Source organism: Arthrobacter sp. Soil762 (genome assembly GCF_001428335.1).
GTDB lineage: Bacteria > Actinomycetota > Actinomycetes > Actinomycetales > Micrococcaceae > Arthrobacter.
Genome location: NZ_LMSG01000017.1, coordinates 156981 through 178503 on the forward strand (window position 1 = coordinate 156981; position 21523 = coordinate 178503).

19 protein-coding genes and 1 pseudogene are annotated in these 21523 nt (G+C 63.2%); 10 read left to right on the plus strand and 10 right to left on the minus strand.

Annotated elements, in window-relative coordinates:
• Position 1: 1 nt before the first annotated feature.
• From ASG77_RS11880 to ASG77_RS11905, 6 genes are all read left to right on the plus strand, one after another.
• Entirely contained in the window at positions 2 to 1369 is a 1368-nt protein-coding gene (locus ASG77_RS11880) for a type IV secretion system protein (RefSeq protein ID WP_056345695.1), read from the plus strand.
• A complete protein-coding gene (locus tag ASG77_RS11885) occupies positions 1362 to 2819 on the plus strand; it encodes an SCO6880 family protein (RefSeq protein WP_056345698.1) in 1458 nt (485 codons plus the stop codon). The genes ASG77_RS11880 and ASG77_RS11885 overlap by 8 nt, the downstream gene beginning before the upstream one ends.
• Positions 2816 to 4276: a hypothetical protein gene (locus tag ASG77_RS11890; protein ID WP_056345700.1), complete on the plus strand. Its 1461-nt coding sequence runs from the start codon at positions 2816 to 2818 to the stop codon at positions 4274 to 4276. The genes ASG77_RS11885 and ASG77_RS11890 overlap by 4 nt, the downstream gene beginning before the upstream one ends.
• A gap of 8 nt (positions 4277 to 4284) precedes the next feature.
• Positions 4285 to 6099: a type IV secretory system conjugative DNA transfer family protein gene (locus ASG77_RS11895; protein ID WP_056345703.1), complete on the plus strand. Its 1815-nt coding sequence runs from the start codon at positions 4285 to 4287 to the stop codon at positions 6097 to 6099.
• Complete coding sequence (locus ASG77_RS11900) at positions 6083 to 6592, plus strand: hypothetical protein (protein ID WP_056345706.1); 510 nt, start codon at positions 6083 to 6085, stop codon at positions 6590 to 6592. Before ASG77_RS11895 ends, ASG77_RS11900 begins: the two co-directional genes overlap by 17 nt.
• A 212-nt stretch (positions 6593 to 6804) precedes the next feature.
• The gene (locus tag ASG77_RS11905) at positions 6805 to 7761 is read left to right on the plus strand and encodes a recombinase family protein (protein WP_056345710.1); all 957 of its coding nucleotides are present in this window, start codon (positions 6805 to 6807) and stop codon (positions 7759 to 7761) included.
• A 511-nt stretch (positions 7762 to 8272) separates the two neighbouring features.
• Here the strand turns inward: ASG77_RS11905 and ASG77_RS11910 are convergent.
• The 3 genes from ASG77_RS11910 to ASG77_RS11920 form a co-directional block, all read right to left on the minus strand.
• On the minus strand, positions 8273 to 8773 hold the full coding sequence (locus tag ASG77_RS11910) for a DUF4411 family protein (protein ID WP_056345714.1): 501 nt from the start codon (positions 8771 to 8773) through the stop codon (positions 8273 to 8275).
• Positions 8774 to 9928 (minus strand): ImmA/IrrE family metallo-endopeptidase, encoded by a 1155-nt coding sequence (locus ASG77_RS11915; protein WP_056345718.1) that lies wholly within the window; start codon positions 9926 to 9928, stop codon positions 8774 to 8776. It abuts the gene before it with no gap.
• 95 nt (positions 9929 to 10023) lie between these two features.
• Positions 10024 to 10491: a hypothetical protein gene (locus ASG77_RS11920; RefSeq protein ID WP_056345722.1), complete on the minus strand. Its 468-nt coding sequence runs from the start codon at positions 10489 to 10491 to the stop codon at positions 10024 to 10026.
• Positions 10492 to 10794: 303 nt separating this feature from the next.
• On the opposite strand from ASG77_RS11920, the gene ASG77_RS11925 reads away from it, so the two are divergent.
• Entirely contained in the window at positions 10795 to 11625 is an 831-nt protein-coding gene (locus ASG77_RS11925) for a hypothetical protein (RefSeq protein ID WP_056345725.1), read from the plus strand.
• A gap of 978 nt (positions 11626 to 12603) precedes the next feature.
• Here ASG77_RS11925 and ASG77_RS11935 read toward each other — a convergent pair.
• Both ASG77_RS11935 and ASG77_RS21360 read right to left on the minus strand, forming a co-directional pair.
• A protein-coding gene (locus ASG77_RS11935; protein WP_156380295.1) for an IS3 family transposase occupies positions 12604 to 14042 on the minus strand; the annotation gives its coding sequence in 2 pieces (ribosomal slippage) (positions 12604 to 13670 and positions 13670 to 14042; 1440 coding nt in all).
• Between the two features lie 104 nt (positions 14043 to 14146).
• Positions 14147 to 15151, minus strand: a complete 1005-nt coding sequence (locus ASG77_RS21360; RefSeq protein ID WP_235564483.1) for a hypothetical protein — start codon at positions 15149 to 15151, stop codon at positions 14147 to 14149.
• Positions 15152 to 15332: 181 nt separating this feature from the next.
• Between ASG77_RS21360 and ASG77_RS11950 the strand changes: the two genes are divergently transcribed.
• Entirely contained in the window at positions 15333 to 15917 is a 585-nt protein-coding gene (locus tag ASG77_RS11950) for a hypothetical protein (RefSeq protein WP_056345740.1), read from the plus strand.
• Between the two features lie 198 nt (positions 15918 to 16115).
• Here ASG77_RS11950 and ASG77_RS21895 read toward each other — a convergent pair whose 3' ends face one another.
• The 5 genes and pseudogenes from ASG77_RS21895 to ASG77_RS11970 all read right to left on the minus strand — a co-directional run.
• Positions 16116 to 16259: a hypothetical protein gene (locus ASG77_RS21895; RefSeq protein WP_156380296.1), complete on the minus strand. Its 144-nt coding sequence runs from the start codon at positions 16257 to 16259 to the stop codon at positions 16116 to 16118.
• 24 nt (positions 16260 to 16283) lie between these two features.
• Complete coding sequence (locus ASG77_RS11955) at positions 16284 to 16679, minus strand: hypothetical protein (protein ID WP_056345742.1); 396 nt, start codon at positions 16677 to 16679, stop codon at positions 16284 to 16286.
• A 105-nt stretch (positions 16680 to 16784) separates the two neighbouring features.
• Complete coding sequence (locus ASG77_RS11960) at positions 16785 to 18044, minus strand: IS701 family transposase (RefSeq protein WP_056345744.1); 1260 nt, start codon at positions 18042 to 18044, stop codon at positions 16785 to 16787.
• 52 nt (positions 18045 to 18096) lie between these two features.
• Complete coding sequence (locus ASG77_RS11965) at positions 18097 to 18408, minus strand: hypothetical protein (protein WP_056345746.1); 312 nt, start codon at positions 18406 to 18408, stop codon at positions 18097 to 18099.
• Between the two features lie 29 nt (positions 18409 to 18437).
• Positions 18438 to 18968 (minus strand): annotated as a pseudogene (locus ASG77_RS11970) (DUF4113 domain-containing protein); the annotation flags it as partial.
• 127 nt (positions 18969 to 19095) lie between these two features.
• Between ASG77_RS11970 and ASG77_RS11975 the strand changes: the two are divergent.
• Positions 19096 to 19440 (plus strand): hypothetical protein, encoded by a 345-nt coding sequence (locus ASG77_RS11975; protein ID WP_056345748.1) that lies wholly within the window; start codon positions 19096 to 19098, stop codon positions 19438 to 19440.
• A 559-nt stretch (positions 19441 to 19999) separates the two neighbouring features.
• Entirely contained in the window at positions 20000 to 21487 is a 1488-nt protein-coding gene (locus ASG77_RS21900; RefSeq protein ID WP_235564488.1) for a hypothetical protein, read from the plus strand.
• The last annotated feature ends 36 nt before the right edge of the window (positions 21488 to 21523 follow it).

Here is a 21523-nt window from a genome sequence, read left to right on the forward strand (position 1 = left end):
CATGCCGGTTCAGTGTGATCTGAATGGATGGTGGCCACCCGGGTGCGGTCTGGTCTCCCAAGCGAACGACGGCGTCCAAGGTTCCATTACGTCGCTCTTTGCCAACATTCTCCAGAGCATCGCCTCCTGGATCTGGTCCTTCATCACGGGCGCGTTCAGCGTCTCGGACGTCGATGATTCGCAGTGGACCGCCGTCGAGGGGCTGACGACTTGGTGGGTCATTGTCATGATGACCCCGCTCGTTGTCGTGATGATCCTCCAACTGCTGTCTGGCTTGATCAGTCAACAGCCCCGCCGGCTGGTGCGGGCGCTGGTTGGCGGTGCCGCGGCCGTTCCCATGGTGGCCGGCGCGGTCTACCTTGTCCGGCAGCTCACGAAGGTGGGTGATTCGGCCTCCACCGCGCTCCTTGGCTCCATGGGGACCGATCCCTACGTCCTGTTCATGCGGCTCTTTGGCTTCGAGCGGGCTCCGGAGGGCTCGGGCAGGGAATGGAACGTCGTCTCCTTGTCGCCGGGGACAAGCGGTGGCGGGGCCGGGGGAGTCATCGTGACCGCGATGGCGGTCATTGTCGTCTGGATTCTGGCGTTCATCCTGATGTGTTCGATGATTTTCCGGTCTTTCGCGCTTGTCGTGTTGGCCGCCGTCGCCCCGGTTGCGCTCATGCTGATGCCGTGGGAGAAGACGAAGACCTGGGCCCGTCGATGGTGCGAGATCGTCGTGGCTCTGCTCCTCGCCAAGCCGCTGGCTGCGACCGTGTTGGCCGTGGCCATCAAGCTGTTTGCCGAGTCGAAGTCATTCGCGGGGCTGGCCGCAGGAGCCGTCGGCATGGCGCTGGCCTGCGCTGCCCCGCTTATGGCCTTGCGCCTCGTGAGCTTTGCCGGAGGGGAACTCGCAGCTGCAGCTCAAACCGCAGGCGGCGGACACGTCCTTTCGCGGGGCTCTGGCTTTGCGGCTCGGCAGATCAGTCGGCAAACCGGCGGCAGATTCACGCTCGCCGGCCTGGCAGGGCGCCCGTCGATCACCCGCCCGATCCAGTCGAGCCGCCACCAATTTCCCACTCGTGCACTTCCGCCGCGCATGCCGTTGCCAGGGAACGTCACACATACGACGCCGACACAGGCTTCGGGCCCGAGCTCACGGGTGTTGATGCTCGACGTCGGGACCCCGGCTCCCGACCCACCGTCACCTCAGGCGACCGCTGGCGGCAGCCCGCGTCCAGGTTCAGACTCACCACGGTCGGCGGCCCAGCCGACCTCGCCCCGTTCGCCGTCGCCGACCAGGGACGCCGCCGCACCGGTAGCGCCACCGCCATCCATCCGCCCGCAGCCAGTCGTCCAGCCACCCAGCGATGGTGATTCCCGTGTCTGAAAATTCCCGTACCCTCGAGGCAGTCAAGTTTCCCCGGTACGAGCGCCGCGGCCTGTTCATGGGCCTGAAGTGGTACCAACTGCTGCTCCTGGCCAGTGGCGTCTTGGTGGCCAGTACGGCATCGGCAGTTCGCGGTCCCGCAGGCCTGTTCGCCTCCGGACCGGTGTGGCTGGCGCTGATACTCCTCGGGTTGCTGCAGTATTCGCGGATTCCGTACCCGGTGTGGGCCAGCCACGCAGTGGTGTTCTTCGTCAGGATGGCCGTCAAGCAGACCCGCTTCCTTGCCAGGCCGGAGCAGGCTGCCTTGGCTGGCCGTCTGGCACTCCCCGGCGGGCTGGGGAACTTGGAACTGCGCCGGACAAGCCGCGGCGAGTCGTTCCTCGTGGACACCCGTGGCCGGGAGGCGATTGCAGTGCTGCGCTGCAGCACTCGGTCATTCGCCCTTCTGGACACGGACGACAAGGCATGGGCGGTGCAGGCCTGGTCGCGGGTGCAGGCCGGTCTGGCCCAGCGCAGCAGCGTGGCGAGGATTGCCGTGCAGGATTACACGGTCCCGTACCCGTCGTCGGCGCTGCGGGATTTCTACGAACATGCGATCCTGCAGCGAACGGAATCGTGGGGTCAGCGGGCGTACGAGGACCTGATCGCCGCAGCCGGATCCACCATGAGCCACGACGTCCTCCTCGCCCTTGTGGTGGACACCGCCAAGGCGCGGCGTCGGATCAGGGAGGCGGGAGTGGGACTGATTGGCGTCGAACGGGTCCTCCGTCTCGAGGTTGAGGCCATGACCACGGCACTGGGAACGCACAGCGTGAGGGTAGAGGAGTGGCTCCCGGAGGAGGGGATCCTCGACGTCGTCCGCGGCGCCTTCGACCCGGCCGCAATACCAGCACCGGCGCGGCAGCCTGCGCTGCCCGCTGACGCGCTGAGCCTGCCAGCCGGGCCAATGGCCGTCGAAGAACACTGGAGCTACGTCCGGACGGACTCGGGCTTTCACCAGACGTTCTGGGTCGCCGAATGGCCCCGGCAGAAAGTGTTCCCCGGGTTCCTGCACCCACTGATCTACGTCGGGGGTTTCCGCCACACCGTGACCGAAGTGATTCGCGCCGTCCCTACAACGGAGGCATTGCGGGATATTCGTTCCGCGCAGGAAGCCCACGAGACGCGGCGGAGGATCAACACACGATTCGACAGGCCACTCACGCGCGAGCAAAAGGCCGAAGAGGACGAAGTGGCCCAGCGCGAGGAGGAGATCGTCGCGGGACACGGTGACGTACGGCCCGCCGCCTACGTGACCATCACGGCGGCCACCCTCGAGGACCTGGCCAGGCACCGGCAGGAACTGGAATCAGCGGCGGCGGGAGCCTTCGTTGAACTACGCCTTCTGGCCGGGCAGCAGTGGGCGGCCTTTGTCGCCGGCGCTCTGCCGTTAGGGAGGGGACTGCGATGACGCGGAGCAGCCAGTCCATGCAGTACGTTCCGGCAGGCGGGAACCGGCAGGAACGGAAGGAACGACGTCGGCGTGCGGCTGCCGCGGACAGCCAGCCGTGGCCGGCCAAACTCCAAAGGATGGGAGAGACGCTGAGCGACCGGCTGGGCAGCGGCGAGCCCCGCGGGGACTGGGGGAGCAGGGAGCCTGACTCGCTGCGCGGTCCGCACCGGCTGCGCCCGGCACCGCACCGTGCCTCCACCCTGACCTTCGCGGCCGCGTACCCGTTCATCACCGAATCCGGTCTCGGCCATGAGGGCACCTACATTGGCACGGACGTGTTCGGTTCCGGGGCGTTCTCCTATGATCCGTGGATCCTCTATGACAAAGGCGTCATCAGCGGCCCCTCGATCGTCGTCATCGGCACCGTCGGGACCGGCAAATCCATGTGCGGGAAATCCTTGGTGGCCCGGTCCATCACGCTGGGCCGCAAGGCCGCCGTCGCCTCCGATCCCAAAGGTGAGTGGGTCGCCGTCGCCAACGCCGTCGGCGGCAAGGTGATCTCCGTCGGTCCCGGGCGCGCCGCTCGCGTCAATCCGCTCGACGCCGGGCCGCGCTCCAGCGCCCTGAGCGAGGCACAATGGCAGGCCGTGGTGCGCCAGCGCCGGCGCTACCTGCTCGTTGCACTCGTCTCGCTCATGAGGCAGGGCATGCCGCTGCGGCCGGTGGAGCACACCGCCCTGGACATGGCGCTGATGGAGACCGTGGCCGAGAATTCGAATCCCACGCTGCCGATGGTCCTGGACCACCTGCTGAACCCGTCGAAGGAAACGATCGGCCTGGTGGGCAAGGACGGGGGACTGGCGGTCAGCCACTCCCTGCGGCGCACAGTCTCCGGGGACCTGGAGGGCATGTTCGATGCCCCCTCCACCGTCGCCTTCGACGCCGACGCGCCCATGATGGTGATGGACACCTCCGCTCTGATCGGCGCCTCGGAGCAGGCCCTGTCCCTTGCCGCGGCGTGCGGTGCCACCTGGCTGGAAGCAGCGGTCACCAATCCCGACGGCGGCAAACGGCTGGTGGTGTATGACGAAGGCTGGCGCATGCTTGCCGACCCGTACATGCTCGCCAAGATGAGCGAGCAGTGGCGGCTGGCCCGTACCTACGGCATCGCGAACCTGCTGATCATGCACAAGGTGGCGGACCTGAACGAAATCGGTGACAGCACCAGCGGACACCGGCAGAAAGCCCTTGGCCTGCTCACGGAAGCAGATACCAGGATCATCTACCGGCAAAAGCATGATGCCATGCGCCTCACCAAGGAAGCACTCGGGCTGTCCGAGGCCGAATGCGAGCATGTGGAGAACCTCCCCAAAGGCGTCGGACTCTGGAAGGTCGGGAACCGTTCCTTCATCGTGGCCAACCGCGTCACCACCGATGAACTGGCGGTCTTCGGCACCGACGACCGGATGATCTGAGCACCGCCATGGCATCGCGGCGAGGCGACAACAACCCCTTGTTCACCGCCGGGCTCATGGCCGCGGCCGGCTACGTCTGTCTCTGCCTCCTGGTCCAGGCAGCGGCGCATGTGGTGACCGTCTGGCGCTGCGGCGGCAGTCCGCCGTCGCCCTTCAACCCGGCGGCCGCCGTCGGGCTCCTCGCCGGACGGATCGACTGGATCACCCGGCAGCCACAGGGCTGCGACGTCGGAACGGGCAGCATCTGGTGGGTGGTCGGGCCGGTGCTGCTCCTGGTCGCCGCGGCGGCCGTGGGTGCAGTGCTGGGCTGGCGGCGGTGGAAGCAATCCGGTGCCTGGCTGCGACAGGACATCCTGAACCGAGAGGGCATCGCCCAACGAGCCGAGATCCGGCAGGACTTCGGCGCCAGGGCAGTCCGGAAACGCGGAAAATTCACCCGGCCCGGCCTGGCAAAGCCACGGATCCAGGACGTGGCATGGACGCTCGGCCGCTCCCGCGGCATCACCATCCACGTCTCCACCGAGGAATCAATGGTCATCCAAGGAGCGCCGCGCTCCGGCAAGGGCCTCTACGTGGTCATCAACGCCATCCTCGACGCGCCCGGCGCCGTCGTCACCACCTCTACACGTGCCGACAATATTGTGGTCACCATGAACGCCCGCGCCAGCGGCAACAGGCCGGTGACCGTGTTCGACCCACAAGGCATGTCGGGCCTGCCCTCAACACTTCGCTGGTCGCCGGTACGCGGCTGCGAAGACCCCGATATCGCCACCCGCCGTGCCCTCGTCATCACGGCAGACACCGAGATGAAAGGCGAGAACGCCGCCTGGCAAAAGCGCTCACTGATCATCCTGCAATGCTTGCTCCATGCTGCGGCGTTGTCCGGGGAGGGCGTCCGGGCATTTCGCCGCTGGTCCTCGAGCCCGGTCCTGGCCCGCGAGGCACTGGAGATACTCGCCCGGCCCGGGGCGGCCCTGGGGTGGCAGGCCGACCTGATGGGCATCCTGGAAGACGATCCCAGGAACACCTCAAACTCGTGGATCGGCGTCTCCGCAGCCGTCGCGCCGTTGTCATCGCCGAAGGTCCTCGCCGCTTTGGACCCGCGGGATGAGTCCGAGGAATTCGACCCCAAGGCGTTCATCCGAGACCGGGGGACGCTGTATCTGATCGGCACCCGCGCCGGCGCCGCCGCAGCAGGGCCGTATCTGTCGGCCCTGATCGATGACATCGACAATGCTGCCCGCGAAATGGCCTTCGTTGCGCCCGGAGGCAGGCTGGACCCACCGTTGTCCCTGATTCTGGACGAGATCGCCAACCTGGCCCCCTGGCCGGGACTGCCCATCGCCCTCTCGGACGGCGGCGGCATCGGCATCTCCACTCTCGTGGTCCTGCAGTCACTGTCCCAAGCGCGGACGGGATGGTCCATCGATGAGGCTGCGACGATCTGGGATTCGGCCATCATCAAGGTGATCTTCGGCGGTGGCTCAGACGAACGCGACCTCCGCTCGCTCGCGGGACTGCTGGGGGAGCGGAGCCTGACCCTGAATACCCGTTCCTGGTCCTCACAAGGCCGCCAGGACGGCGAACAGATCAGGGAGAGCCCAGTCCTGCCCCTGCACGAGATCAGGCGTCTGCCGGCCGGCACAGCCCTCATGCTGGGGCGCCGCACGCGGCCCATCCTCCTGGACCTGCGCGAATGGCACAAGCGCAAGGACGCCGCCGAACTCGGACGGTCCAAGCTCGAGCTCGAACGGGCCTTGGCGGACGGCCACCGGCTGCGGCAGCACGCAGCGGAGGAAGTCAGCCATGGACAGCCTGGATGACGTCGAACGCTTTGAGATCCCGTCAGCTGGGGCAAACGACGACGAGCTGACGGCTGAGCTCTTCCGCGCCGCATTCCGGCCACCCGGCCGGGCTGCCGGCGTGACGTACCGCTGGCGGGAAATGACGCCGACGCAGGCCGCGAGCGTGTGGGGCGCCCTGGCGGCTTGGGTCAGATGGCTTGTTGCCACGTACCAGCTCACGACGTCGGTGGTACCGGATTGCTGGTGGCGCCACTCCGAAATCGTGGCAGAGCTGTACGCCCTGCAGAGGGCGGAACTTGCCTCCTACGCCAGTGATGATTCCGGGTTCGGGCCGCTGGCCTTCCACGAACGGCTGCCACACGCCATCGAACGCCTCCGCACCCATACCCGGACGGCCGGCTGCGTCGGGCTGCAGAAACACAAGGAACCCGTCACGAGGGACCTGCGGCTGGACGAGCCGGACTTCTTGGAGTGGCAGTCGGCGCCCCACCAAATGGCGGACGAATTCTGAAACCTTGATCAGGGAGCACGGGCTTGACATGCCCGTGCGCGCGTCCGGGTGAATTTCGACTGTCACTAAATTGTCGCAAACGGTCCATTCTGAGACTGGCTCGCCGCAGGGCCCGGCGGACCGCCTCGGGACCCGGATTCATTCTCAAAACCTGTTCTCACATGAACCAGGCCTGGGCGAATTGTGGGAGTGGTTTGTGAGAAGATTCCCGGGTGAGCAGCGAACCGGACCCGAGCCCCACCGACGCCGACGAGATCGAACGGCACCCCTGCCCCCGGTGCCTGGCCGGTGCGGGCTCGCCGTGCCGGTCACGCTCCGGCACGGTCGCGGGCACCTACCACACCGGCCGGTTCATCAAGCTGCCCCGCTTGGCGAAGCGGCTGCGGGTACCGACCCCGGCCGACCGGAGGCCCGGCCTGCTATGGCGGCCCGGCACGCCGCCGCCGGCGCCGATCCCCACCAGCACGCCGGCCACCGACATCAGGGTGGGTTACGCCCGCTGCTCGCACCTGACCCAGGAACTCCAGTCCCAGCTCGACGCCTTGGAAGCGCACGGCATCGGCCGCGAGAAGATCTTCGCCGAGAAAGTCTCCTCCCGTGTGCGGGTCCGGCCGAAGTTTGAGGCCGCGTTGGAGGCGTGCCGCCAGATCAAAGCCCACGCTCCGCACTGCAGAGTCATCCTCACCGTGTACGAGATGAAGCGCCTGGGGCGGGACTCCGCCGAGCTGACCGCGCTGGCTGACCACCTCACCGCGCACGGCATCGCCCTGGAAATGCTCGCCGGTCCGCTGCCTGGCATCTATGACCCGTCCGGCACCGGCCGTGTCTTGTTCGCGTTTTTCGCCGCGATGGCCGAGACCGAACGCGAGAATATCCGCGAAGCCACCCTCGAAGGGCTCAACGCGGCCGCCCGCAAGGGCAACCACGGTGGACGCCCACCGGTGATCACCAACGATATGCTGCACACCGTGCTCCGTCGCCGCGCCGACGGCGAGAACTGTGGAGGACATCCGCGGCGACCTGATCATCCCACCGGCAAGCGCAAAGGCCGCAACCCGAGCCTGGCCAGCGTCTACCGGGCTCTGGCCGAACACGCTAAGCGGCAGGCGCACCCCGAGGCTGTAGACCAGGCCCACGCCGAGTTCGCCGCGCACGAGGCGACTACCTGATCGGTTCCGCTGGCCGAACGGGTCATCGCCAACCAGCGATATCCGCCCGTTTTCCCGAGGAGTACAGCCACTGTCGCCGCATCGAATCACGGGCGTTTTGGGACATCTTCCGGGACAGCCAGGTTACGGGCCTTTGTCAGCACTGAGCGGATCCGTGTTCGCGGGGGAGTCCTACCAGAGGGTGTCCGGCTTCCAAGGAAATGGAACGGCCGGCACGTCGGGCTAGCGGGGAAGTCGAACTTACTGCGAGGGCGCCGCCGCGCGACCTTTACAGGAGTGGTCAGACTCAGCCGCTGCCAGCGATGGGTTGGCGCAGGTCGCCGGTACTATCTCATCAAGGGGGCTCTGTTGTAGGTGCTGCTTACAGAGTGCTTCCAGATCACGGCACTAAGGTCCTTCGGCATGTGCCGCGGCACCGTGGGACGGCGTCTTCTTAAGCCCTCACAAAGTGATGCTGGCACTCAGTGGTGACCGTGCGGCCCGATTGCAGTAGTCCCCGGATTTCGGGGACTTAGGCGGCAGGGGAGCGGGTTCCAAGGATGAACTGGGCTCCGCTCGACCTCAGCATTTCATAGGGGCTGATCCACGGTACTCCGAACGCATCGCACGCGTCCGGGATGAGGATTCGGCGCTTGGACAACGGGTTTGGTCGTTCATGGGTGACGACCGTGTGACCGTGCGCGTGGGCGTATGCCACGAGCTCAAAGTCGGCAACGCTGAGGAACTCGGCAACGGCTGCGGGGGTGAAATTTTTCGACGTTGCCCACTGGCTCACGGCTTGGAGACTTGGAAGCGTCTTAGCGTCCGGTGAGAGGAAGAACGCGCTGCGTTTCCCCGCCCAGGTGCTCAGTTCGTCAGCTCCGGTCGTGAGTTCCTGGCGTACTTTGTCTGTGCTGCAGAGAATGCCCGCTGTGTGGCCGTGATCGATCCACTCCCAGAACGCTGGCACGAAATCGAAGCCATAGTGCAGGTTCTTCGCGGTAATGAATATGTTGGCATCCAACAAGTACACCTAGGCCACCCCTACTTCTTTTCCCAGATTGACGAAGGTTTCATACTTTCTTGTCCCAAGAAGGCGGAAAGCGTCGCGATGTAGCGTCCGGCCCGTACTGGCATCGCTAATGACGGCACGCGCGAAACGACGGCTGACACGAAGTGGCTGCGTGTAGTAGTAATTTCCACCGGAGCTGTCTTTGCGGCTGAGCAGCCGCAGCACTCTGCGTAGTTCTTCCTGGTAAGCGGCCTGGTAGGCGTCCCACGGCAGGGATCCCGTGTCGTAGATCCGCTTGAGGACAACCAAAGTGCTGACCTTGTACAGCTTCGCCAGTCTGTCCAGTTCTTCCACGTCGATCCGCTTCCGGTGCTCGGCCCGAAGAGAATCCAGCGGAACGAGAACTTCGGCTGCCACCTTGTTGCACCAGAGTTCCGTTTCGTTTCCGCCCGTGCGGTCCAAGGACACATCCGACAGGGCTGTTTGACCGATCCAGAGATGAGCGACCTCATGGACAAGCGTGAATATTTGGGCGGCCTTCGTATCTGCGCCGTTGATGAAAATTACCGGCGCCAGAGAATCGGACAGCGCGAAACCCCTGAACTCATCCGGATCAAGCCCCCGGTGGGTGTTGTTTCCCACGATGCCGCTGACCATCACGAGTATCCCGGCGTCCTCGGCAGAATCAATGAGCCTTCGCAGGGCATCAGCCCACGTAGAGTCCTGACGGCGGTCAGCGGAGGAAAAACGCAGTTGCTCGCGGATCCGTTGCGCGGTTTCGGGCACAGACTCGCGAATGTTGGCAGAGCCAATGAAGCCCAACGGTTCTGCCCCGCTTATCAACGCGTGTTCCCGGTACCACTCTTGGCGCTGTTGGCAAATGAAGATGGTCTCAAGCAGATTAGGGCTCGGCGTGGAAACGCCAGCATTGGCCATCGTTCTGAAATCGGGAATCGGGACGTCATCAACTGGTGGGGTACTGAGGAAAAAAGTCCCAAAAGGTGTGTGGGTGGTGTGAGCGAGCTTCTCCAATTGGTTGAAAGTAGGCTGCCGAGCACCTTGACGCCAGGCGTCCAGGTCCGGGAATTTGTGGTGAATGTCGTCTAAGGGCACGCCGGATCGTTGAACGGCCCAGTCCAGCACTACCGGGGAAACGGGCACGCGAAACGTTGGCATGTCTGTCCTCCCCACTGATTGCTTACGCTGACCATAGTCTGCCCGACCCAAAACAAATAGTCCCATTACAAGGAAGTGAACACCGTCCAGCGCTGTTACCCGAGCGCGGGGTGGTTCTGGATGAAGGGCTTCACCTGGAAGTTCAGCATCGCCCAAATCTTCTTGTTCCGCGCGTCCGAGATGTCTTCCTTCTTGCGCTTGTTGAACATCTCGAGGAAGAAGGCGTAGTCCCCTTCTCCGTTGTAGCCGTTGCGCTCATTGTTGAACGCCCCTTCAGCGAATAGCCAGTGCAGCAAGGCTCGGGAGAAATAGTCCGACGTCAGGGTGATTTTCTTACTGTCTTCGATGGCCCTCTTCAGAGCCAGAAGCTGGCTGAACACTGAGACCTGCACATCCAGGTCCTGGCGCTTGAAGTGGTGCACGCACTGGCTTCCGATATAGGAGAGCGTTTCCTGCTTCTCACTGTTGTAGATGGTGTACATGTAAAGCAGGTTCTGCTGCCCGCAGAGGCATTCACCCTCGTTGTCCGGGTGTTCCTCAACTGCTACGACGGCCCCATTCATGCACGGCGTCATGGAAATGCGCGGCCACGGAATTGTCCTCGATGACCTTCTTCAACGTCTCAAAACTATGCGCTGCCACTGCTGGCCCCCGTTCTTCTGTCACGACTTTACAGCTGGGGCGGTTGGATCTTTGCGTCGGCCGGAATCACGGCGCCATCCCGCCTCCAAGGAAGTGGAACGGCGGCGATTCGTCCAGACTGTAACGTTGTCCCTGCGTCGCCAACGCAGCAACTTGATACTTCTTCTCATGCCGGCCCCTGGGACAGGGGCCAAGTTCGATTTCCAATCGGGAGCACCTACCTCGTGAAGCCCCTGCGCGAACTTTCACTGTCACAGGCCAGAATCAGTCGTGCCCAGGACAACATCAAAGAGTTCGCCCAACTCCTCGGTGAGTACCTTGAAGGCCGCCCATCACGGATACGAGTCGACATCGATGCCCAAGGCCACGGGGCCATTCGGGTTGAACGCCGCGAACCCATCCCCGACCAACTCTCCATCCTCCTGGGAGAGGCACTTCAAAACCTACGCGCCGGCTTGGACAACTGCCTCTACGCCGTAGCGATCATCGACTCCGGAACCAACCCGCCGCCAGGAGCTGCCCAACTTCAATGGCCCATCGCGCTTTCACCCAAGGAATGGACCGCGAACAAGAAACGGCTTCAGCACCTATCTCCGCATCTCATCGAGGCCCTTCATCGAATCCAGCCCTTCCAGGCCGAGAACCCCGGGTGGAATTGCCTTCGCATCTTGCACGACCTTGCGCGCATCGACCGGCACCGCTCCGCCCACGAACTCGCGATAAGGCCGGAGAAAGTCAAAGGAACCTACGACAAGAAGACCATTCACGACCTCAAGATTAACGAAGGGCCACTCGACGACGAGGGCATCGTGGTCACCTTCACCAGGTATGGAGACGAAGAGCTGACACCGAAGATGCTCGACCTGCAGTTCGAGTTCGATATTGATGTCCGTGACGTCGAAATGGCCCCACATATCGTGACGGGCAAACCGTCCCGACCCTGGGGGGCGTTGGACAACCGCCTGAAAGTCATGTGCGCCGCAGTCGAAGACTACGCTGACGGACTGGTAGAGCTGGCCCGAAACCCTGAACTGGCACGGGCTGAGCAAGCGTAGCGGAATGCTCGGATTAGCCGGTGCCGCGGCCCGGAAATGAGTTGCCACACCCGACCTAGGGGTGTCTCTCCTGAGGAGGATGAGCCTGACGGAAAGGTCGGACCGCAGTTTGCTAGGCCTGACCTAACCCACCCGGGGTCCCGGCGCGGGCGCCCTTGTTCCGGCAGCGCAGGTTTGCTTCGCCCTGGGAGCGTCACACCAACACGCTGGACGTGTTAGCTGATGGTCGACTTACCCAACGTTCGGGCCACCGTCATCGAGCAATCGAACACTTCCCAAGCAACGCTGTGCAGCTGTCTCGCTATCCTGTCCAAGTCCTCATCTGTGAGTATCCGATCTGGATTCTTCGGGTGAGTTCTGAATGTCACCGCCCCTGGCTTCATGGAAGTGCCTACGACGGCATGTATGACAATGTTGCGTGTCCTCAGCAACTCATCGGACTCAGCGAGCACCTTTAGGATTTGCGCGGAGTCGGAAGCTTTCAGCGCTTCGCAGGATCGGAGGAATGTCCGGGCATGTCTGATCGCACGAGAACCTGGCGACGGGGGATCAGAAAGAGAGAAGTTGCTGAGGCGCTGGGCCAATTCTCCAAGATTTCGCTCCAAAAGCGACGCCCATACCGCAATGCGTCCCACCGCGATCTCACCCTCAGTGCTGAGCTGAGTCGCCCTATGGTCATCTATAACAGCGATGGGATTCTCAGGGATCATGACTCCGATATTAACCTGCCTCTTTGGGAAGGAGCCTGCCGGTAGCCCCTGGGTCAGGCCAAGGCGTAAAGATCGGCTCCAAGCTTCTCTGCACGAACTGATCGCTTCGGCCAGTGATCTTCGCCCGGATGGGAGCGTCCCGCTTTGGTGTTCCACTCTGAAGGAAGTGGAACACCCTAGTATGGACGGAAGCGCCTGCACCGCGGCGCCAGCCTGTATAGGCGTTGACGGATTCGGAATTTTTCAAGCTGAACGGTACCAATGGGAGTTAGGCGGCTGACTGTTCGGTGATTTCCTTGGGTTGGTTGATCCACGCCGGTCCTGGGAGCGCGAGGATTTTGGGGTCGGTGGTGGTGTTGAAGCGTTCGGGGTGTTGCGCGCGGGCTGCAGCGAGGGTTGCGGAGCGTTCTTTGGCCACGCCGGCGGCGTGGCCGTAGTGGACGTTCGCGGGGGTGTGGAAGCCGATGCCTGAGTGTTGGTGGTGATGGTTGTACCAGTCCACGAACCCGCTGATGAAGGCTCCGGCGTCGTGGATTGAGGCGAAGCGTTCGGGGAATTCCGGACCATATTTCAAAGTCTTGAAAATCGCCTCCGAGTACGGATTATCATTCGATACCCGGGGTCTGGAGTGGGACCGGGTGACCTCCAGATCCGAGAGCAGCGCCGCGACGGTTTTGGAGGTCATGGACGTTCCCCGGTCCGCGTGGACAACTTGGGGGATGCCATGGATCCCGAAGATTCCCTTCATCATCTCCACGGCCAGCGCCCCGGATTCGGTGGCGTGGACGTGCGCGCCGACGATGAACCTGGAATGGATATCCACCATCATGTAGCAGTCGAAATACTTGCCCTTGACCGGGCCGGCGAGCTTTGTAATATCCCAGGTGTAGACCTGTCCCGGGGCCGTGGCGACCAGTTCAGGAACCGCCCGGGGCGGGTGTTTGGCCAGCCGACGGCGCTCCTTGCCCATCTTGTTTTCCTCCAGCACCCTGTAGAACGTCGACAGGGATCCCAGATAGATCCCCTGGTCCAGCAGCTTTGTGTAGACCTGCATGGGTGCCAGGTCCACGAACCCGGGTGAGTTCAGCGCCGCCAGGATCTCCGCCCTTTCGGCGGCGGTGAGTTTGTTCCGCGGGACCACCGGCATCTGGTCCCGCGGCGGGGCCGGTCTGCGGTTCGCGGTCGTCCTGGAAACACCGGTCAAGGATGCCGCCCGGCGTGAGGGGATCTTCAGTTCCAGCATCGACCGGTAGGTGGCCATCAGCGTATCTTGGACCGGGGCACGTCCGGCATATCCTCGGAGGCGCTCTCTAAGAACGCCTGTAGTTTTCCCATCAGCTCCAGGGCTGCCTCGGTCTTTTTCAGCCGGCTCTCACTCACCTCCAGGTGGCGGCGCAAACGCGCGTTCTCGGCCTGCTCCGCCGTCAGTTTCCCGATCGTTTCCCCGGCCTTCTTCCCGGCAAGGACGCCGGAGTCACGGGGCCGACGCCACTCGGTCATCTGCGAGGAATACAGGCCCTCCCGGCGCAGGAACGCACCGCCCTCATTGTTCTCGCACGCGTCCTCGTACGCGGTCAAAAACTCGAGCTTCTGGACCGGGGTGAACGACCGGCGCGGCCGCGGGCCACCGGCCCGCGGCCCCGAAGAACTGCTACTACTACTCACAGCACTATCTTCGCGTACTGCACTCAAAACTGGACTGGACATGATTACGGGATTCCTGGTTCTCGCCCCACGCGATTAAGCGGACTTGCTATGAGCCCCTGGTACCGTTCCAGCCTGACACGTAGGGGATTGGATCCGACGCCTACTTATGTTCTTGCCAGTTGTTCTTTTAGGACGGCAGTGACGGTAGGCAGAGCATCTTCATCGAAGCCTCTTGTTCTGAGTGCGAATCTGTGGAGGAAATGATTCTCTCCTCCTTCCGTCTTGCCGTCGCGGTGGCGCTTTACTTCTTCCACGTTTAGCAAGCCAAACAACTCCAAGGTCTTTCGGGCACGTGAGTAAGGGTCCCGGCCTATCCCGTAGTGGAGGAGTCTAGTTTCGGCTGGGATGCTGACAGAGGGCCCGGACAGACTCCCTATGCCACAAGCGACCATAAGCAGGAGGGCGAGTTCGGAGTCCTCCAATACGTGGACCCAGGAATTCAGAATGAACCCGGGCGGCAAGGTGGCCACTGGCTCCTTGAGGCCGGGCACTTTGTAGAGCTGCTGCTCCCCACTGGAACCTCTCTCATCTAGGAGGTCGTAATTTTCGAAGTCTCCTCGCTTGCCCTCTGATCTGGCAAACCGAATGAGACCTGCGGTCTCCAACCTTTTGAGGCTCGCCCTGACGGACCGGGCTCTCTTGTCCTTTGCTTCGAGTGTTGTCAGTCCATTGCCAGCTCTCACCGCGTCCGTTGCAATCAGATCCGTCCAGCCGGGTCGGTCTGTGCTCCCTACGACGGGCAGCCACTGGGGATGTCCTCCGACCCTATTGGTCTTTTGAGCAACGGCCAGGGCCGTGAGATAGAGCCTGAGAGTTGAACCACGGCTTGACGAAATTTCGGTGGAAGGTGGGCGGAGATCGCGGGGTGGAACCTTTCGGTCCGAAAAATCCCCTGCTGGAGCTTCTCTTCGGTAGATGAAGTCCGGACGGAGGCGGAACCCATGCTTCACCAGAGGCCCTTGCCCCTGAAGAGCGTGAAGCGTCCTAGACGCGCGCTTGACGGATTCCCCGTAGCTGCCGGTTAGCCTGGCGAGTCTGGCTTCGTAAGCCCCGCGGTCCTTTGGCGTGGGGAGACGGGAAAAATCCAGGCTGATGATGCTAATTTTCAAAGCCTTTCTACATCTAAGGTTGAACGTCTAAAGCCGCCTGATACTCTTCTAGACATCTCCATAATGGTTTGTCTTGCTTGCGGCTTTACCCGTCGAATCAGTCTAGTGGATGAGCGGCAGGATCGCGTCATACAGTTCTACCTGTTCACTCCGTTCGCCTCTAGTCAGATATGTGCCACTTATGCCTTCAGAACTTCGTGCTTACCTCGATGAGTCTTCTGCCATCCGTTCAGAGGACTCTCAGGAGTACCTTGTGTGCGCTGCGGTCGTTCCTGATGACTCTGCTGCGGAGCTTCGGGAACGGTTGCTGTCCTTGCGCCTGAAGGGGCAAATCAAACTGCACTGGACAGACGAAAGTGACGCGCGCCGGAAGAAGATCGTTGCTGCCGTAAGTGAGCTGACACCCATGACCGCCGTCGTCACACATATGAGCCAGCGGCAGAACAAGACCGAACGTTTCAGACGGAAGTGCTTGGAAACGATCTACTACGAGCTAGCCTCAATGGGTATTCGGGAAGTTGTATGTGAGGCTCGGATGCCTGCCCAGAACCAAAGGGACATTGCCCATATCGTGGCGCTTAGGGGTCAGAAGGTAGTCGATCGTGACTTCACTATTAGCCATTGCCGTGGGGGTGATGATCCGCTCTTGTGGATACCCGATATCTTCCTGGGGGCCATCAACGCTAAGTATGCGGGCCAGGACACCTACTATGAGGCGTTGAAGGATCTCTTGATTCTTGAACGTAGGACCCCGGACTCGGCTTAAGCACGAAAGGCCCGAGATCCAGTCGTCCGGCTGGGGTTCAAGGGCCTTCTTCCCAATCCATCGCAATGGCGGGCAGTTATTACGATAGTCTGCCGCGATCCGGCAAGCAAGTGGACCGGGGCGCTGCGATGGGCGGGTGCCCGCTGAAGCCTACCGCCGCACCGCGGAGCGGATCGTTGCAGAGGAGCAGCCGGACAGCTAGCCGACGTAGATCGAGATCGCTTTCGAGCCCTCCGCAATCAAGGCTTCGGCCGCCGCTTTGGCCTTCTCGTACGTCTCGCCTTCGGCGTCGACGTGGCTGATCTGGCCGTCGCCGGCTTCTGCCGTCAGGATCACTTTCACCCCCCCATATCTGGCCCCCATACCCTAGGCCGCCGCGCCGGCCAGGGTCCGCTCTAACGCTGCCAACAGCATTGGTGCCTGGCTGCGTTTCCGCAGGTCCACCGGGCGGGCTCCCTGCAGGGCCGGGCAGGGGGCCATCATCCAGAGTGCGAAGTTGTGCGGGATCCGCAGTTCCATCGCCCGCTGGAAGAGCCCCACGACGGTCAGGTTGAGGGACAGGTCGGCGTGGAACTGGAAACCAGGGCAATACGTGCCGTCTTCGATGAAGACGCGGACGGGCTGACGCATGACCGAGTCCGGATCCTCGTGGACGGCGGAGAGTCGTTGGCGGACCTGATCCAGGGCCGGGATGCTGAACTCATCCCTGATCCGTTCCCAGAGTTGTCCGGGGATGGGCAACCGGTAAACGTCGTCCGGCACTAGTAGTACTTGGTTAGGTTGGTCCGGCGCGGGTGTTGCAGGTGGGGCAGTATCCGAGGATCCGGATGACGGCGACCTGGAGGTATCGCAGCGTCTGGTAGAAGCTCAGGCTGCCCCGTGGGCTTTTGGGTCGGCGGTCAGTCGCTGGGTGGTGACGAAGAGGTGCGCGGCGGTGACGAGGGTGACGTGGTGGTGCCAGCCGGCGAAGGTACGGCCTTCGAAGTGGGCCAGGCCGAGGCCTTGTTTGAGTTCGCGGTAGTCGTGTTCGATGCGCCAGCGGATCTTGGCCAGGCGGACCAGTTCCGGCAGTGGGGTGTCTTCGGGCAGGGTGGAGAGCCAGTAGTCCGTGGGCTCCGCTGCGTCGGCGGGCCATTCGGCGATCAGCCAGAGCTCGGGCAGGGACCCGTCCGGGTTGCGGGGCACGTTGCGGTTCGCTGGCCTGACCCGGACGGCCGCGAATCGGCTCCTCATCTGGGCTTGGGGGTTGCCGGGGCCGGTTCTGGTGCCGTGGCGCCAGGTGATCTCGGTGAACGCTTCGCGTGGGCCGGCGAGGTCTTTGACCGAGGATGGCGCCTGCTGGTAGCGGACGGTGCGGGGGCGGGGTCCGCGCCCGGCATGGCCCATCAGCTCGGGCAGCGCTGTGGCCGGGTAAACGCTGGTGGTGGACTTGACCGCGACCACGTACGGGAGCTCTCGCTCCGTCAGGCCGAGCCGGAACGGGGTCACCTCGCCGTAGCCGGCATCTGCGCAGATCAGCGGGGGCCGATGCCCCCAGACGGCCAGTTCGTCGAGCATTTCGAGGGCGAGTTCCCATTTGGTCCGGTGCCGCACCCTGTCCGGGATCTGCGCCTTGGCCCGGCGTGCTGAAGCAGCTTCAGCGTCAGCCGGGGCGTCCTGGCAGGTGTCGTCCCACGCTTCGGGCAGGAACAAGCGCCAGTTCAGCGGGCACGAGGCTGCATCGGTGGCCGCGTGCAGGGAGACGCCGATCTGGACGTTCCCGATCTTGCCCAGCGTGCCCGAGTACTGCCGTGCCACACCGGGCGAGGCCGGGCCGTCCTTCTTGAATCCGGTGTCATCGATGACCCACGCCTCAGGGCCGATTGCCCCGATCGCGTTGCGGGCCAGCACCCGCCGGACCGGCTCGACCGGCCACGGCGAGGAGGACACGAACTGCTGCAGCTGCTGGTAGTCGATCCCGAGCCGGCCGCCCATCGGCTGCATCGACTTCCGCCGCCCCTCGAGCATCAACCCCGCAAGGTACAGGCCGCCCTTGCTCCGCTGGTCCTTGCGCGGCAGGGAAGCGAACACCTCCTGCACGAATCCCTCGAGCACTGCACGAACCCCGGCGATCTCATCTGCTTGCACATCCAAAAATTAACAGACCGACCACCGAATTAACAGACCTAACCAAGTACTACTAGCTGATTGATTCCAATAGCCATTGCGTGGCCAGCGGATCACGACGGAGAGTGAACGTCAGCAATTCTGGGTTGGATGCCAACTTGGTTTGGAGCTGCCAGTGCTCGACGCTGACGACGTCGCCAATACCGATAGGTGCCCGGTGCTGGGTATCCCACCACGATTCCCGGGTGAACCAGTGCGTGGCGTGGACGTCGGGATCGACTGTCCAGATGTGGCCGTCGTGGCGGACCGCCATGGGTGTGCCGTCGGGGCTGAAGCGGACGGCGACCTCCTCGAGAGTGTGGGGAGCTTCTGTTGCCAGAGACATCCGGGGATTCCTTTCTGTTTCGCTGCCTGTTAGGCGGCCTTGACGAGGGGGAGTTCGTCCCAGTGGGTGGTGTATCTGGGGGAGAGCATGTCGCGTTTCATGGTCCAGTCGGGGCCGCCTTTGATGCCGGCGTGGCCGAGGCCGATGGATCCGCGGCCGTAGCGTTTGGCCACGTCCTCCAACAGGGTTCCGATGCCGCGTTCTTCGTGACGGTTTTCGAAGATCTCTAGGGGTTTCTGGTTGCCGGTGGGGCGCAGATCGGTGACCATGATCCCGGCCCTGACGTACTTCACACCTTCGTGCACCTGGGGGAGCACGGCGTGGGCCGCCCTGGTCAGCAGCACGGGGTCGGCGGTGGGCATCGGCAGCGCGACGCAGACGGAAGGGAAGGACTTTTCATTGGGGTTGAAGTGCGAGGTCGCCGCAAAGGCTGTGAGCACCTTGGCCTGGAGGCCGTGTTTGGCCAGCCGGGCGCTTGCCATCTGCGCGTAGACGCTCATGACCTGGCGCAAACCCGCAGCGGTGGTGATCGGGGTGGCGAAGGAGCGGGAGAAGATCACCGTTGGCACACAAACTTGGGGCCCTCGTCTGGACTTTGCAGGTAGCCGCGGCCGGGCGGGGGCGTCCCGGGTCAGGTCTGCCGATGTCAAGTGGTTCTCTCCGGGCGCGTTCAGGCGCTGGCGTGATGTGGGTATTCTCGGCATCGCCCCCGACGGCAAGGAGCGAACGCGATGGAGGCCGCGGTCACAGACACGCGACGCTGCCTTTGTCGACGGGCTCTACGGCACCGGGTTGCGCATCCAGGAGTGGGCGAGCGTTCTCGTCAACGAACTCAGGCAGCCCTCCGGGGACAACAACTATGTGACTCTGCAGCTCGCGGATGCATGCGCGAAAGGCGGCCGCGGTCATCCATATTGGGCCAAGCGTGACGTGCTCAACAGCGTCGGTAACTACGTCGAGACCGATCGGGCCGCGTCGATCCGCCACGCGCAGGCCCTGGGAACGTACGAGCAGCCATGTGCTTCGCCATAGCTTCGCCCTGCGCTGGTACGCCGTCGGCCGGCTTGTCTGGGAACGACGAGCACCCGGCCTTAGCCCCGGGCAGGCCCTCGACTTCCGGGAACAGTTCGGTGACACCCTCGTCGCTGGTGCAGACAATGCTTGGCCATTCAAACGTGAATACGACAAAGGACACTTACTTGGAACCGTTCCGTGGCCTGGATGTGAAGCTGCTCCTCGAACATGGCGTGAGTGAATTACAGGCGGAGACTTTGTTGGATGTGCTGCGCTCCAATCCGCGGGTTCGCGTTGAAGACGACATGCAGTTCGGGGGAGAGCGACGAGAGGGGCTGCACTTCCCCAGCCCGGTTACACGTCGCCGGTCAACCATTTTTCGTCGCCCGGGCAGAACATGGTCCGCGTCTATCCCGAGGCCGTTCCAGGGTTCAAGGACTTCTCGTTCCATTCCTTGAACGTGGCGCCCGAGCTTCAGTTCGCTTTCGCGGAGGGCTTCGCCCGGGCTACGGGGCCTGCGGGGACTCGTCGGACCATTTCCTCCGCCCAGAATCTGTTTTCGGGAATCAGGATGTTTGTGAAGTTGGTTGCGTCTGGGCCCAGGCCGCCCGGCCGTCTCGCAGATCTTCGTCCATCACATCTGGCGGAGTTGCGCATGCGGCACACGCGGGCCGGAAACAGTGCGCTGATCGCGCTTCGTGTTGTCCTTCGTGCGAATCCGGACCTGCCAATGCCTTTCAGGAACGCGCTGTTCACTCCTCTGACGAACCCGGCACCGTCGACCACGGCTGCGTCTTACTCACCGGCGGAATTCCGGGCGATACAGCGGGCGGCAAGGTCCGGCGTCCGCGCAATGGTGGCACGGATCCGAGCGGGAGAAGAAGAGCTCAAGGCATGGCGTCGCGAACAAGAACAAGGCTTCACAGACTCGACCCCGCAACGGGGGGAACAAAGCCGGGGCAGCGTGCTTAACCACATCGCCCTGGTAGGGGACATTCCCAGAAGCCCATCCAGTAGTCCTCGTGGAAAGGGCCCCGCCAAGGACGCATGGAACTTGTTCTATGCGCTCTTCCCGGCCTTGTCCGACATGGCGGCGTTGGTCGTCCTGTTCCAGTGCCTGACCGGGGAGAACCTGACCACCATTTGCAACCTGACGGCCCGGTACAGCCGCGCCGATGCCTCCCTGGACGGGGAGACGCCGGTGCTGATCACGAGGGGATCCAAAGCTCGACGTGGACCCAATAAGGCGGAAATGGACCTGGCATTCACTGCAATTCCTGAATGGATACAGGCATCCGAGGGCAACGGCGAGAGCGATGACTATGCATCCGCTTTCGGTCTTTACATGATCGCCGAGAAGCTGTGCCGACGCGCCCGCGAGTTCGCATCCAGCAATGCCTTGTTGGTCGGCCATTCGCCTCACCGGCTTGACACCTCTGTCAACGGCACAGGCTTTCGTCCCGTCCCCCACAACTGCATGGCGCGATGGGAAGGGTGGACTGACAGCGACGGAAATCCGCAGCTGGTGGACAGCAGGCGGCTCAGACGAACCTTCCTGGAACTTCATCAACGCCCCGTGGCACAGACCACGGACACCTTGGCAAACACCTACCTGCTCCGCGATCCGGGCTCACTCGCCGCCAACCAGGAGGTCGTACAGCACGTCCTGGAAGGCGAAGTCGAACGGATCCAGACAGAGACCGTAGCGGCCGTATTGACCAAGCACGACATTGCCCAGGCGGTTGCCGACGTCGAAGGGGTGGCCAAGCGGTTCGGAATCACGGGCGAAAAACTCCAATCCATCCTGGAAGGGCGGCTCGATACCGTGGCGACCGCCTGCGTCGACAACGAGCACGGACTCGTCACCGAGCCCGGGCAGCCATGCACAGCGTCTCTTCTGCTCTGTCTGGGCTGCCCGAACGCACGGTCAGAGCCACGGCACATCCCCATCCAGGCCCTCATGCGCCAGCAAATAGAACGGCGCCGGGAGGAACTCACCCCTGACCGCTGGAAGCAGTTGTACGGCACCGCCACCGAACAACTCGATGACCTACTCAAACAATAGCGAGCCGACATTGCAATGGCCGCATCCCAAGCGACG